Genomic DNA, 10,981 nt, shown 5'->3' with positions numbered 1-10,981 from the left:
TATTCCATGCGAAACGACTAAACTCCTTCTTCCCTAACACGCCCAACAAAAAACAGCCGACCGGTTGCCCGGTCGGCTGTACGTGATTATTGTGCTGTCGCGATAAACTCTTTGAGTGCTTCTTTTGGTTGGAAGCCCATTGTTTTCGAAACAGGTTGTCCGTCTTTGAACATCATAAGTGTCGGGATACTTTGGATTTGGAAAGCGCCCGCTACTTCTGGGTTCTCGTCAACGTCGAGTTTGACGATTTGGACTTGGTCGCCCATCTCTTGGTCAAGCTCTTCGAGTACCGGTGCGATCATGCGGCACGGTCCACACCAAGCTGCCCAGAAATCGACGAGGACGACGCCCTCTTTTACTTCTTGTTCAAATGTTTGAGTCGTTGCGTGTTTAATAGCCATTTGGTAAATACCTCCCCAGTAAGATGTGAGAGCCGAATGAATCACTCTCATGCATTTCATGTTCAGAGTATACCACGGAGGGTACGTTTCCCCAAACGTTCTGCATATCAGCTATTGACGAGGTGTTTGCGGAACTCTTCCGTCAAGAGTGGGACGACGTCGAACAAGTCGCCGACGATGCCGTAATCGGCCACGCTGAAGATGTTCGCTTCCGGGTCTTTGTTGATGGCGACGATGACTTTGGCGTTGCTCATGCCGGCCAAGTGTTGAATCGCGCCCGAGATGCCGCAGGCGATATACAAGTCCGGCGTGACGACTTTGCCCGTCTGACCGATTTGAAGCGCATAGTCACAGTAGTCCGCGTCACATGCTCCACGTGAAGCACCGACGGCACCGCCGAGCAGTTCAGCGAGCTCTTCGAGCGGCTTGAAGCCGTCTTCGCTCTTGACGCCACGGCCACCGGCGACGATGACTTTCGCTTCTGACAAATCGACTTTCCCTGTCGCCTTGCGGACGACTTCTTTGACGATCATAGCGAGGTCTTTCAGTTCCACGCTCGGTGTCTCGACCGTCGCGCTTGCGCCGGCTGTGCGTGGGAGTGCGTCGATGTTGTTCGGGCGGATCGTGAAAAACATGACCGAGTCTTTGAATTTCACTTTCTCGAACGCCTTCCCTGAATAGATCGGGCGGACGAACTCGGCGTCTTTGCCTGACCCTTCGATTGAGACGACGTCACTGATGAGACCGGCATCGAGACGCGCCGCGAGTTTCGGGGCGATGTCTTTCCCGAGTGCCGTATGACCGAGCACGATCATGTCCGGTGACTCTTGGTCGATGACTTGGCGGAGCACTTGCCCGTAACCGTCCGGCGTGTAGTGCTTGAGACGCTCGTCTTCGATGACAAGGACGCGTCCTGCGCCGTACTCCCCGAGTTCCGTCGCGAGTGCTTGGACGTCATCCCCGATGACGACCGCCGTCACGTCGTCCGTCAACTGTTTCGCTGCAGCGATTGCTTCAAATGATACGTTCCGTAACGCGCCTTCACGCGCTTCTGCGAGTACTAAAGCTTTCATCTATGTTGTCCCCCTTAAATGACTTTGGCTTCCGTGCGAAGTAATTGAACGAGCTCGCTCACTTGTGACGACGTATCCCCTTCAAGGATGCGCCCGGCTTTTTTCTCTTCCGGCAAGAAGCGTTCAATCGTCTCGATTTTCGCTTCAATCTCGTCTTCATCGAGGTCGATGTCCGACAGTTCAAGTTCTTCGAGCGGCTTTTTCTTCGCCTTCATAATGCCTGGAAGGCTCGGGTAACGCGGTTCGTTCAATCCTTGCTGCGCGGTCACGAGGAGCGGGAGCGCCACTTCGATCACTTCCGTGTCCCCTTCGACGTCGCGTGTGACCGTCGCCGTCGTGCCGTCGATATCGAGCTTCGTGATCGTCGTCACGTAGTTCATATCCAACAGTTCCGCGACGCGTGGTGCGACTTGGCCGCTACCGCCGTCGATGGCGACGTTCCCCGCGAAGATGAGATCTGGCGCTTGCTCTTTCAAGTACGTGGCGAGCACTTTCGAAATCGTCACATGGTCTGCGTCCTCGACGTCATCCTCGATCGAGATGCGGACCGCTTTGTCCGCACCCATCGCGAGCGCCGTCCGAAGTTCTTTGTCCGCGTCTTCAGGTCCGACCGTCACGACCGTGACTTCTCCCCCGAGATCGTCACGCTTGCGGATGGCCTCCTCGACCGCATACTCATCGTACGGGTTGATGATGAACTCAGCGCCGTCTTCTTGAATTTCCCCATTCTCGAGCTGAATCGCTTCCTCTGTATCGAACGTACGCTTCAGCAACACAAAAATATTCATCGTAGTTCCCCCTTATAAGTTGTTCGCACCATCATTCATGAATCAGCGTTCATTTTTTGAGCTAGCGAGAGGGCTTACGGTTAAGCAAGCCCTTTTTTTAACATATGGTGTACTTTCGGTAGCGTCGACATCAAGTCATACTTGAAGCCGCTCGCCATCCAACTCGTGACCACTTCATCGATCGTGCCGAAAATCATCTGCCGAGCCAGGCGATAGTCGAGCTCGCGATCGAATTCGCCGGTGTCGATTCCATGTTGCACGACCGCATCGATTAAGTTCAAGTACGGTTTGAGCACTTCGCTAATCTTTTGACGGAGCGCCAAGTTCGACTGCCGGAGCTCGATTTGCGTCACGACGGCGAGGTCGTAATCGGCCGATAGTTGCTTCAAGTGCGACTCGATCAACTGATACAGTTTGTCGCCGGCCGTCGTCTCCCGCTCGATTTGTTGTTTCGAGTAGTCGATGAACAGGCCCATCTTCGTCTGGAACAATTCAATCAACAGATGTTCCTTGTTTTTGAAGTACAGATAAATCGTTCCGTCGGCGACGCCCGCCTCTTTGGCGATGGCCGTCACCTTTGCACCGTGATAGCCATGGTCCGCAATCACTTTCACTGCCGCATCGATAATGCGGTCACTTTTTGATCCATTCTTTGTCATAAACACCCAAGCTCCTTACCGCTGCATAAAAATGAATGATGGTTCATTCATTTATTATTCTATCATGTGACACCGTTGTGTCAACTGCTTTGTTTCACTTGTTTCGCCTTCTCTTCGTCGACGAGGACGCGGCGCAAAATCTTACCGACGAACGTCTTCGGCAACTCTTCGCGGAACTCATACAACTTCGGCACTTTATACGCTGCGAGCTTCTCGCGGCAGTGCTTGTCGAGCTCTTCTTCCGTCACGCTGGCGCCGTCACGCGTCACGATGAACGCCTTGACCGTCTCGCCGCGATACGGGTCCGGCACGCCGATACAAACCGCTTCCTTGACAGCCGGATGTTCATATAGCACTTCTTCGATTTCACGCGGATAGACGTTGAAGCCTCCGGCGATAATCATGTCCTTCTTCCGGTCGACGATATAGAAGAAGCCGTCCTCGCCCATATAGCCGAGGTCACCGGTCGCGAGCCATCCGTCCTTCAAGACGGCTGCCGTCTCTTCCGGCTTCTGCCAGTACCCTTTCATCACTTGCGGGCCATGTAGCATGATTTCCCCGATCTCGCCGATCTCGGCCAATGTCTCTCCGTCTGCCTTTACAATCTTAGCAGAAGTGTCCGACAACGGCACCCCGATTGAGCCGACAATCCGTTTATCCCATAAGAAGTTCGCGTGTGTGACCGGTGACGTCTCCGACAGGCCGTACCCTTCGACGATGCGTCCGCCCGTCACTTTCTCAAACTGTTCTTGCACCTCGATTGGCAGCGGGGCCGATCCCGAGATACATGCCTCGATTGACGACAGGTCGTATTTCTTCAGTTTCGGGTCGTTCAAGATCCCGACGTACATCGTTGGGGCGCCTGGGAAGAAGTGTGGTTTCTTCTTGTTGATCGTCTTCAAGACGTCGGTGACGTCGAAACGCGGCACGAGGACGAGCTCATATCCGTTCGCCATTCCGAAGTTCAGGCAGCATGACATGCCGTAAATGTGGAAGAACGGCACGACACACAAGACGCGCTTGTCGTCACCTCGGTTATATTTATAGAAGAAGTTCGAAATCTGGTCGACGTTCGCCGTCAAGTTGAAGTGGGTCAACATGACGCCTTTCGGCAACCCCGTCGTCCCGCCTGTGTATTGGAGCACGGCGACGTCTTCTTTCGGATCGACCGCGAGCGGCGTGATCGGGCCGAAGTCTTTATAGTCCTTGAACGCGACCGAACCCGTCGTATCGATGACGATATTGTTCTCGCGCTTCACTTTGATCGGATACAGCTTGTTCTTCGGGAACGGCAGATAGTCGGCGATGCTCGTCGTGATAATCGTTTTGACGTCCGTCTTCTGCTTCACGCGAAGCGATTTTGGATACAGGAGGTCGAGCGTGACGATGATGCTCGCTCCGGAGTCCGTAATCAAGTTCTCGAGCTCATGCTCCGTATAGAGCGGATTCGTCTGGACGACCGTTCCGCCGGCGTACAGGACCGCATAGAACGAGATGACGAATTGAGGACAGTTGGGGAGCATCAGACTGACGCGATCCCCTTTTTGCAGTCCTTTCGATTGAAGCATCGTCGCCAACCGTTTCGCCGCATCGTCGACTTCGGCGAACGTCAACTCTTTGCCGATGAAGGAGATGGCGGTCTTGTTCGGGTAATCGGTCGCGGCTCGGGATAGCGCCTCATAGAGTGGTTTCACCTCGTAATCGATTGTTTCAGGCATGTCAGCTGGATAATCTTGCAACCACGGTTTGTTCATCGCTTTTCCTCCTTGGAATGAATAGTCATTCAGTTAACTCTATTATAATGCGAAGAAAACGCTTTCATCTACCCTTTACCCAATAATTTTCAGAAAATATCGAAAAAAACGTGTGCGGAGGAAGTTTCCGCACACGTTCAAATTCTCTTGAAATAAGCTTCCGTCTGTTCTTCGTTGCTGATTTTCTCGTCCAAGCGGTCCTTTAAATCTTTTTCCCACTTGATTGTCGAGAAGTCGATGTCGAGCCACGCCTCCATCTCCGGACGTGAGAACGCGTATGTCCGGTTCGGGAAAGCGAAGCGCACGATTTCCGCGTTCCGAACGAGCGTGAAATACGTCGCCGCATTACGGATGGCCAACCGTTCTTGCTCGATGCGCTCGATTTCCGGGTCGCTATAGCGGACCGTCAAACCGTAAGGCCGCTTCGACGTCTGCAGCTCGATCGACTTGTAACAGTCATGCATCGGCAACGTCTGGGCAATCCCTGAGACGGCGCTGTTGTCACCGACATACGAACCTTTGTATTGGAAGGCGTTCGGTCGATGGGTATCCCCACATCCCGCGAGCATGACGAGCAAGACGACGAACAGACTGAGCCGTTTCATGGAATTCCTCCTTACGATTTGAGTTTCAAGTTAAAGCGGTAAAGCAATCGTTTCGCGAGCAAGTGGGCGATGAAGCCTCCAAGCACGAAACCGATGATGTATAAGACCATATTTGGCGAGAACGTGACGGCTGACAGCAGAATGCCGCCGAGCATACCGAAAGTGAGCACCATGACGAGATGGACGAGCCAGAGCCAGTTCGAGAACATGAAGAAGCGGCCGTTATTCTCTTGCGGGGCCCGGTTGAACGCCCATAAACCGAGACCGAACGAGATGACGATTGAAGCGAGTGCACTGAGCGGTGCCACCGTGACAAAGTCTTCCCATAACCCGTTCGATCGGAAGATGTCATACGTGTCGATGTTGAAAACATTCGCCAGCGGAGAGATGACGCGCAACGGGATACTCTCCATCCACATTTGGGTCAAACTGTACGACACATCCACAAAGCGCTCGAACGTGTATAGCGACCCTTCAATCAAAGTAACGATTCCAATCGGGAATAAAAGGGCAACGAACGACCAGAGCGCCTGGGAAATCGACTCGCCTCCAAATGAACCCATCCAAAGCGAGATCGAGAAGACCGAGATGCCGGTCAACATCATAAATAGAATCATGATGGAGACCTCTAAATCTTTTGGCTGAATCAAAAAGCTAAAGTCTGACAAGTGGATGATCGCCATCAAGAGCGGGCCGCCGAGCAACGTCGCGACGACGAAGCCGCTGGCCCCAATCAGCCATTTCGATATGTACAATTGGGTCCGTGTGAACGGCAACGACATCGAGAAGTCGGACATTTGGCTGTTCCGTTCCCCGCCAATCAATACCGACGCCATGAGCAGTCCGAAGACGACGTAAAGGAAGATGACCATCCCCATCGGAATGAGTGACATCAAACCGTTGTAAAGCATCCCGACGCTATCGCCCGATTCAAAGAACCATCTGTTCGGCAGGTTTGAGGCGTCCAATGGCACCCCTTCAAAAGACGAAGGGTTGGCCCGGATATTCTCGATTTCTCGATTGAAGTCTTCCAGCTGGGTCCACGCCGGTACCGTGAACACGATGACGCTCAACACGACGAGCAACATCCACAAAATCGAGACTTGTTTCCAATCTTTCTTTAATAGGACTTTAAAAGACACTTGCCTCACCTCCTAATTGGACCCGGAAGATGTCTTCGAGCGACATCGGGATCTCTTCGATTAACATCGGGTCGTGCGCATCGACGAACGTGTCGAGTTCTTTCGTCCGTTCTTTCGCCATGAACAGGGCGACGCGTCCCGTGACGTTGATGACCTCGATGTCTTTCCGTTCGAGCAGTTCGACCGGTACTTGCTCGTTAAAGACGACTTGTAGCTTGACGCTCGTCTCGCGCGCCTCATCGAGCGACATGACCGCCTTGACGCGGCCCTTCTCGATCATGATGATACGGTCGGCGATTCGTTCGAGCTCATGTAACTGGTGGCTCGAGACGATAATCGAACAGTTGCGCGCCTCGACTTGGGCAATCATCAGCTTTAACACGTCCGACTTGGCGACGACGTCGAGTCCGTCCGTCGGTTCATCGAGCAAGTAATATTTCGCTTGGACGGCGAACGCGAGCGAGAGCGTCACCATCGCCTTCTGCCCTTTAGAGAGCTGGCGAATCTTCTTGTTATCGATGTTGTATCGGGTGAGCGTCTCTCTGAAAACGGACCGGTTGAATCCTGGGTAAATCGATTCGTAGAGCGCTGCCGCTTCGTTAATCGTATAATGTTTGAGGGCGTCGGCCGAATCCGGGACGAAGATGACGTCACGCTTCAACTCGGCTTTCTCGAAGATGCTTGACGGTCCGTAACGGACATCTCCTTTATCCGGTCGGATGATGCCGACCATCGTCCGGAGCAACGTCGTCTTGCCGGCCCCGTTCCGGCCGACGAGCGCGATGATTTCCCCGGAGTTGACCGTGAAGTCGATATCTTCTAACACTTGCTGGCGATCGATCGTCTTACTCAGTTGCTGTACTGTCAGCATGGTTCTCCCCTACTTTCTTATACTCTGTCTCAAATAACGTCAGCGCTTCGTCGAGCGCGATGTTCGCGTAATGGCAATCGATGGCGAGCTTTTTGATCGCTTCAAGGATCGGTGTGCGCGGCGAGTCCTGGTCAATCCAGTCCTCGGACACGAACGTCCCGCGCCCGCGATGCATCTCTAGCAAGCCGAGCCGTTCGAGTTCCTGATACGCCTTGCTGACCGTATTCGGATTGATGACGAGATCGGTCGCAAGCTCTCGCACCGACATGACTTTGTCCCCCGGACGTAAGATGCCACGGATAACGAGTGCTTTCGTCTGATTGACGATTTGTTCATATAGCGGTTCCGCGCTCTTCATATCGATTTTATATAACATGGGTCACACCCTTTCTTGTGTACGTAACTTAAGTGTATTATATGTATTAGTACACGTAAAGATATTAGTTCTTCAAGGGCACTTTTAGTTTACAGGTATTTGGTAATAAATTGAATACGACTTTGGACCGAGGTAGTCCACTTCCATTTCAGGTACATTGGTAGAGAGGTGAATCAAAAATGAAAAAACGATGGTTAGTCGCGACCGCTGTCGCCGTGACGGCGCTTGGCACGACGTGGTCGACATATGCAAAACAAGCTGAGGAAGAACGATACGCGTCTTACATTGAAGATACATATGGAGAGGACGTCGAGGTCACGCTCAAGCGCGACTGGAAGATGGGCGGCTATGCGGCCGAGTTCACGTTAACGAGTCCAGAGCTCGCCGGTGATTATTGGGCCGAGACGTATCGGTCTGATCAAACAATTCATGACAACGTGCTCGAACACGTCTGGCAACAGGAGGCCGAAGACACAATCAAGGAGCGGCTCGAGCAGCTCGATTTGTTGACGGAGGCGGAGACGGTCCGCGCCAGTGTCCCGACCGGTGTCGATGAAGATGTTGCGACGACCGTACGCCCTACCCCCACGTCCGTATTTGACGTCGATTCGAAAGAGTTCTTGGACGTGTCGGTCATGTTCCATGAGAAGTGGGCGAACACCGATGCGCAGAAACAACGGATGCTCGATGTGATTCGCGCTTTGGAAGACGACGTCTACTCCATCCATTTCTCGTTCGACGGCACACCGTATGAGAATGACGACTTCACCGAGCGGTATTTGAACGTCTCACACGACTCGTTACCGGGAGAACCGGCGATGCATGAGCTGCAGTCAATCGACGATTTGAATCGGCACGACCGACTGTACGGTTTCGACGAGGCGACGTTCATCCACGACTATCACTTCGATGGCACCAAATATGAAGACTGATTTCCATTCGCAAAAGCGGATGGTTTTTTTGTGAGCATTCTCCTTTACAGGACGTCGTGAATGTTTTACATTTGACGAGTCAACAATTGACTTATCAAATGAGAGGGGTGAGATACCACAGATGGAGTTACGAGACATCAGCCGACTGCTATACCAAATCAAACTGGCGGACCAGCGCGTCGCGACCTCATTCGAGAAAGAGACGGGCTTCAGCCTGACACGCTACGAGATGCTCATGATCGTGCACGACAAGGGCATCTGTCCACAAAGCGAGATTCAGCAGGCGATGAAAATCGACAATGCGGCCATCACCCGCCATTTGAAGATCCTTGAAGAAAAAGGCTACGTCCGACGGGAACGGAACACCGCGAACCATCGCGAAGTGTTCGTCCATTTGACCGACGAAGCCAAACAAGACTTGATGAGCTGTGAACAAGACCACGACCGCGGCAAACACTTGATTACGAAAGTGCTGTCCGAGTCAGAAATCAACCAGCTATCGAGTCTGCTACAAAAGTTGAACCAACTATAACAAGAGAGAAAGAGGTAATCCCCATGGCAACTACATTCGAAAACAACACATTCACTGACGTGATGCTCGGTCGTAAATCGATTCGCGTCTACGACGAGAACGTCAAAATCTCACAACTTGAAATGCTTCAAATGATTGAGGAAGCGACAACGGCACCGTCTTCAGTCAACATGCAACCGTGGCGCTTCGTCGTTGTCGAGAGCCCAGAGGCGAAAGAGACGCTCAAGCCGCTCATCCGCTTCAATGTCCGTCAAAACGACACGTCGGCTGCGATGGTCCTCATTTTCGGCGACATGGAATGCTACGAGCTCGGTGAAGACATCTATGACCAAGCTGTCGCGGAAGGCAAGATGCCACAAGAAGTACGCGACCAACAGCTCGCTGCCATCCTCCCGTACTACAAAAACTTGTCGAAACAAGAGATGAACGACATCGTCAAAATCGATTCGAGTCTCGCCGCGATGCAATTCATGCTCGTCGCCCGTGCTCACGGTTACGACACGAACCCGATCGGCGGTTTCGAGAAAGACCAACTCGCGGAAGCGTTCGGCTTAGACAAAGACCGTTACGTGCCGGTCATGATTCTCTCGGTCGGTAAAGCAGCAGAAGAAGGCTACCAATCGGTCCGCCTCGACGCTGAAACCATCACATCATTCAAATAAGCTAATCGGAGGATACGAATATGATCTTAATTAACGCCATCTTTGACGTGAAAGAAACAGAATTTGACAACTTCTTGGCCGACATCAACAAGCTCATCGACTCGTCGAAGCAAGAAGACGGTTGCTTGAGCTATGAGCTGTTCCAATCGACGACATCGGAGAACCGTTTCGTCATGATTGAGAACTGGGCCGACCAAGCGGCCGTCGAGCAACACAACCAAAACCCGGACCTCATCGCGTTCGCTCAAAGCGTAGGCAACTACGTGACGGCGAAGCCAGTTATCCATGTGACGGAAGTCCCGACAGCCAACTAACATGTCCGGGCTCACACTCGTCCTCGGAACGCTCGTCGCACTCGAGTTCTTCTACATTATGTATTTGGAGACGTTCGCCACTCGTTCGAACACGACGGCTCGTGTCTTCAACATGACGGAACAAGAGCTCGCGCGCGACTCCGTGTCGGTGCTGTTCAAGAACCAAGGCGTCTATAACGGATTGATTGGCGTCGGTTTACTGTACGGTCTGTTCGTCAGCCAGTCGATCGAGATCGTCACGATGATTCTCATCTATATCGTGCTTGTCGCGTTGTATGGCAGTATCACAAGCAATAAAAAAATCATCCTCACCCAAGGTGGATTGGCGATTTTGACGCTGTTGTCCATGTTGATGTGAAACTAAAAAAGTTCTCCTTCCAAGCAATTGGAAGGAGAACTTTTTTTAATGGTGTGGTTCCGTCACGGCTTCAACCGGTGCAGCCCCTTCATATAAAGCGGCCCATTCGGCTTCTGTCAATTCCCCGACGATGAACTGTTTTGCCGGAAAGATCGTCGAGCCGTTCGCCTGCGCATGGACCCGGGCAATATACAGTCCATCTTCTTTGAAACTGGCCGTCAGTTCATACGTATCGTCGGCGATTCGCGTCGCTTCCTGCATGCCGTACGATACCGTCCCATCGGCCTTCTGTAACTCTAGATGCACGAAGTCAGGTTCGACGTCGCCTTCTACCGGAAAGCCGATTTCGAATGTGATTGGCTCTCCTGCTTCCACGACTTCTGGAAAATCAAGAGTCGCTTGAAGCGGAGTCTCTTGTTTATACAGTTCGACCGCATCTTCCTTGACTGCACAGGCCGATAACGCCGTGATGGCAACGAGGCTGATGCCTAGTATGAATCGTTTCATCGTCATT

15 protein-coding genes are annotated in these 10,981 nt (G+C 52.4%); 5 read left to right on the top strand and 10 right to left on the bottom strand.

Going from position 1 to position 10,981, the window contains the following annotated elements:
• Nucleotides 1–86: 86 nt before the first annotated feature.
• The 9 genes from trxA to KNO58_RS07055 form a co-directional block, all read right to left on the bottom strand.
• Nucleotides 87–401: a thioredoxin gene (gene trxA, locus KNO58_RS07095; RefSeq protein WP_021066822.1), complete on the bottom strand. Its 315-nt coding sequence runs from the start codon at nucleotides 399–401 to the stop codon at nucleotides 87–89.
• A 107-nt stretch (nucleotides 402–508) separates the two neighbouring features.
• On the bottom strand, nucleotides 509–1,474 hold the full coding sequence (locus KNO58_RS07090; RefSeq protein ID WP_214752599.1) for an electron transfer flavoprotein subunit alpha/FixB family protein: 966 nt from the start codon (nucleotides 1,472–1,474) through the stop codon (nucleotides 509–511).
• A 14-nt stretch (nucleotides 1,475–1,488) separates the two neighbouring features.
• Entirely contained in the window at nucleotides 1,489–2,262 is a 774-nt protein-coding gene (locus KNO58_RS07085; protein WP_021066820.1) for an electron transfer flavoprotein subunit beta/FixA family protein, read from the bottom strand.
• A gap of 80 nt (nucleotides 2,263–2,342) precedes the next feature.
• Nucleotides 2,343–2,921, bottom strand: coding sequence for a fatty acid metabolism transcriptional regulator FadR (locus KNO58_RS07080; RefSeq protein WP_214719966.1), 579 nt, complete (start codon nucleotides 2,919–2,921; stop codon nucleotides 2,343–2,345).
• An 80-nt stretch (nucleotides 2,922–3,001) separates the two neighbouring features.
• Entirely contained in the window at nucleotides 3,002–4,675 is a 1,674-nt protein-coding gene (locus KNO58_RS07075) for an AMP-binding protein (protein ID WP_214752597.1), read from the bottom strand.
• Nucleotides 4,676–4,812: 137 nt separating this feature from the next.
• Nucleotides 4,813–5,280, bottom strand: coding sequence for a DUF4825 domain-containing protein (locus KNO58_RS07070; RefSeq protein ID WP_214752595.1), 468 nt, complete (start codon nucleotides 5,278–5,280; stop codon nucleotides 4,813–4,815).
• Nucleotides 5,281–5,291: 11 nt separating this feature from the next.
• Nucleotides 5,292–6,422, bottom strand: coding sequence for an ABC transporter permease subunit (locus KNO58_RS07065; RefSeq protein ID WP_214752593.1), 1,131 nt, complete (start codon nucleotides 6,420–6,422; stop codon nucleotides 5,292–5,294).
• On the bottom strand, nucleotides 6,412–7,293 hold the full coding sequence (locus KNO58_RS07060) for an ABC transporter ATP-binding protein (RefSeq protein ID WP_214752591.1): 882 nt from the start codon (nucleotides 7,291–7,293) through the stop codon (nucleotides 6,412–6,414). The genes KNO58_RS07065 and KNO58_RS07060 overlap by 11 nt, the downstream gene beginning before the upstream one ends.
• Nucleotides 7,268–7,669, bottom strand: coding sequence for a GntR family transcriptional regulator (locus KNO58_RS07055; protein WP_214752589.1), 402 nt, complete (start codon nucleotides 7,667–7,669; stop codon nucleotides 7,268–7,270). Before KNO58_RS07055 ends, KNO58_RS07060 begins: the two co-directional genes overlap by 26 nt.
• Nucleotides 7,670–7,848: 179 nt before the next feature.
• On the opposite strand from KNO58_RS07055, the gene KNO58_RS07050 reads away from it, so the two are divergent.
• The 5 genes from KNO58_RS07050 to KNO58_RS07030 all read left to right on the top strand — a co-directional run bounded on the left by KNO58_RS07050 (nucleotide 7,849) and on the right by KNO58_RS07030 (nucleotide 10,467).
• Entirely contained in the window at nucleotides 7,849–8,601 is a 753-nt protein-coding gene (locus tag KNO58_RS07050; RefSeq protein WP_214752587.1) for a hypothetical protein, read from the top strand.
• A 121-nt stretch (nucleotides 8,602–8,722) separates the two neighbouring features.
• Nucleotides 8,723–9,133 carry a MarR family winged helix-turn-helix transcriptional regulator gene (locus KNO58_RS07045; protein WP_214752585.1) on the top strand — a complete coding sequence of 137 codons (411 nt, stop codon included), beginning with the start codon at nucleotides 8,723–8,725 and terminating at the stop codon, nucleotides 9,131–9,133.
• A gap of 23 nt (nucleotides 9,134–9,156) precedes the next feature.
• Nucleotides 9,157–9,795, top strand: a complete 639-nt coding sequence (locus tag KNO58_RS07040) for a nitroreductase family protein (protein ID WP_214752583.1) — start codon at nucleotides 9,157–9,159, stop codon at nucleotides 9,793–9,795.
• A 20-nt stretch (nucleotides 9,796–9,815) separates the two neighbouring features.
• The gene (locus tag KNO58_RS07035) at nucleotides 9,816–10,109 is read left to right on the top strand and encodes a putative quinol monooxygenase (RefSeq protein WP_214752581.1); all 294 of its coding nucleotides are present in this window, start codon (nucleotides 9,816–9,818) and stop codon (nucleotides 10,107–10,109) included.
• A 1-nt stretch (nucleotide 10,110) separates the two neighbouring features.
• Nucleotides 10,111–10,467, top strand: a complete 357-nt coding sequence (locus KNO58_RS07030) for a DUF1304 domain-containing protein (RefSeq protein ID WP_214752579.1) — start codon at nucleotides 10,111–10,113, stop codon at nucleotides 10,465–10,467.
• Nucleotides 10,468–10,512: 45 nt separating this feature from the next.
• Here KNO58_RS07030 and KNO58_RS07025 read toward each other — a convergent pair whose 3' ends face one another.
• Nucleotides 10,513–10,974, bottom strand: a complete 462-nt coding sequence (locus tag KNO58_RS07025; protein WP_214752577.1) for a FixH family protein — start codon at nucleotides 10,972–10,974, stop codon at nucleotides 10,513–10,515.
• Nucleotides 10,975–10,981 lie beyond the last annotated feature (7 nt).

The organism is Exiguobacterium sp. J17977 (assembly GCF_018616375.1).
Classification (GTDB): Bacteria; Bacillota; Bacilli; order Exiguobacteriales; family Exiguobacteriaceae; genus Exiguobacterium; species Exiguobacterium mexicanum.
Note: the sequence above shows the minus strand (reverse complement) of the source record. Positions and strands in the feature narration are given on the sequence as shown.

Excerpts from the sequence above, each read along its gene's own strand:
- trxA (WP_021066822.1), bottom strand. The coding sequence starts at position 401 with ATGGCTATTAAACACGCAACGACTCAAACATTTGAACAAGAAGTAAAA.
- KNO58_RS07090 (WP_214752599.1), bottom strand. The coding sequence starts at position 1,474 with ATGAAAGCTTTAGTACTCGCAGAAGCGCGTGAAGGCGCGTTACGGAAC.
- KNO58_RS07085 (WP_021066820.1), bottom strand. The coding sequence starts at position 2,262 with ATGAATATTTTTGTGTTGCTGAAGCGTACGTTCGATACAGAGGAAGCG.
- KNO58_RS07080 (WP_214719966.1), bottom strand. The coding sequence starts at position 2,921 with ATGACAAAGAATGGATCAAAAAGTGACCGCATTATCGATGCGGCAGTG.
- KNO58_RS07075 (WP_214752597.1), bottom strand. The coding sequence starts at position 4,675 with ATGAACAAACCGTGGTTGCAAGATTATCCAGCTGACATGCCTGAAACA.
- KNO58_RS07070 (WP_214752595.1), bottom strand. The coding sequence starts at position 5,280 with ATGAAACGGCTCAGTCTGTTCGTCGTCTTGCTCGTCATGCTCGCGGGA.
- KNO58_RS07060 (WP_214752591.1), bottom strand. The coding sequence starts at position 7,293 with ATGCTGACAGTACAGCAACTGAGTAAGACGATCGATCGCCAGCAAGTG.
- KNO58_RS07055 (WP_214752589.1), bottom strand. The coding sequence starts at position 7,669 with ATGTTATATAAAATCGATATGAAGAGCGCGGAACCGCTATATGAACAA.
- KNO58_RS07050 (WP_214752587.1), top strand. The coding sequence starts at position 7,849 with ATGAAAAAACGATGGTTAGTCGCGACCGCTGTCGCCGTGACGGCGCTT.
- KNO58_RS07045 (WP_214752585.1), top strand. The coding sequence starts at position 8,723 with ATGGAGTTACGAGACATCAGCCGACTGCTATACCAAATCAAACTGGCG.
- KNO58_RS07040 (WP_214752583.1), top strand. The coding sequence starts at position 9,157 with ATGGCAACTACATTCGAAAACAACACATTCACTGACGTGATGCTCGGT.
- KNO58_RS07035 (WP_214752581.1), top strand. The coding sequence starts at position 9,816 with ATGATCTTAATTAACGCCATCTTTGACGTGAAAGAAACAGAATTTGAC.
- KNO58_RS07030 (WP_214752579.1), top strand. The coding sequence starts at position 10,111 with ATGTCCGGGCTCACACTCGTCCTCGGAACGCTCGTCGCACTCGAGTTC.
- KNO58_RS07025 (WP_214752577.1), bottom strand. The coding sequence starts at position 10,974 with ATGAAACGATTCATACTAGGCATCAGCCTCGTTGCCATCACGGCGTTA.